The sequence below is a fragment of the Roseimarinus sediminis genome (genome assembly GCF_050433125.1).
Classification (GTDB): Bacteria; Bacteroidota; Bacteroidia; order Bacteroidales; family Prolixibacteraceae; genus Roseimarinus; species Roseimarinus sediminis.
This window is the reverse complement of sequence record NZ_JBNPXV010000004.1, coordinates 1-1,605: the sequence shown is the minus strand read 5'-3', so window position 1 is coordinate 1,605 and position 1,605 is coordinate 1. Positions and strand designations below refer to the sequence as shown.

General features: G+C 41.4%; 1 protein-coding gene. It reads left to right on the top strand.

The features are described from left to right. Positions 1-788 precede the first annotated feature (788 nt). On the top strand, positions 789-1,259 hold the full coding sequence (locus FHS86_RS06195; protein WP_429412109.1) for an Arm DNA-binding domain-containing protein: 471 nt from the start codon (positions 789-791) through the stop codon (positions 1,257-1,259). The last annotated feature ends 346 nt before the right edge of the window (positions 1,260-1,605 follow it).

Here is a 1,605-nt window from a genome sequence, read left to right as displayed (position 1 = left end):
TCACGGAGCGTGCAACTTGTTGCTAAGCGAAGGGGAAACAAAAAAGACCGAAACCGAAGGTTGGCTTTGGTTTTGAATCACTTCCCATAAGGAGAATAATGGGATCGATGCAGATCAATCCCGTCTCCGCCAAAACCAAAGCCTTGCAACTTGTTGCGGGGCTTTTTTGTTATCACGGAGCGTGCAACTTGTTGCTAAGCGAAGGGGAAACAAAAAAGACCGAAACCGAAGGTTGGCTTTGGTTTTGAATCACTTCCCATAAGGAGAAAAATGGGATCGATGCTAATCAATCCCGCCTCCGCCAAAACCAAAGCCTTGCAACTTGTTGCTAAGCGAAGGGGAGACAAAAAAGACCAAAACCGAAGGTTGGCTTTGGTTTTGAATCACTTCCCATAAGGAGAATAATGGGATCGATGCTAATCAATCCCGCCTCCGCAAAACCAGGAGGGTGTATAAAAAGGCCTTAGTGATACTTTGTGAAAACCTTTGGGTACTTTGTGGTGACCTAAATTTTATATGATTGAACCACAAAGGAAAACAAAGTACACACAAAGTAGCACAAAGAAAAAAGATTGAGTTTGATAACTATTTAGACAGCCTCTTTTTGATTTCCATGAGCGTGCAACTTGTTGCTGCGATGAAACACAAAAGGCGCAAATTCGGGAGTTCTACTTAGAACTTCTAACTAACCCCCGAATTGGCTCGCATTGCACTGTTTTGCAGCTCTTTACGTTTCGCGTTCTTTTCTTTTTGCTCTAGTTTTGAACCATAATTTTAAACGTAAAATGATGCAGAAAGTGAATTTATCGATTCTTTATTTGCCCAGGGCAAATAAAAACAAAGTACAAAACATGGATCGCCTGTACGCACGGGTAACCGTAAATGGTGAAAGAGTGGAAGTTAGCACCGGTCGGAGCATTCCCCAGGGAGTGTTTGACATAAAGGCACAACGCTGCCCAGGTAAAACCAAGGAAGCCAGACAGATAAACCTCTTCCTCGACTCGTTTACGTTCCGGATAAACCAAATCAGACACGATTTATCGGATAATGGCTTTGAAGTAAGCGCCGAAAGTATTAAACGGGTATACAATGGTCTGCCTCCGGTTGATGATGTTTCACATCCCAAAATCATCGAGTTTTACAAAGTACACAACGAAGAACTCAAAACCCTTATCGGAATCGACATCACCTATGCTACGCTCGAGCGACACAGCACCTCATTGAAACACCTTAGCAATTTCGGGATTCAAGCTGATTAGAGCCTCTTTTAATTCAGGTTCATCCAACACTTCATACACTCCGTGATTTAATTCCGATGGCGATTTGTATTTCCACTGAACATCATACGAAGTTTTCAGTTCAGCAAGAGTTTAATTGTTCAGGTTTGTTCCGCTTAGTCGATGTATGATAAAATGAACTTCGCTGGTGAGCTCGGAGATGGCCATTGGTTATTGGTTATTGGTTATTGGTTTAGGATTTGTTTTAGTTTTTCAAACATATCTTGGTGTCTTGTCTTTCAGGCTTGTTGTATTTAAACTTACTGATATTAAACAACTTCCATTTTATAGCTGGTAATTCTATCAAATTAGGGAATGGAAACAAATC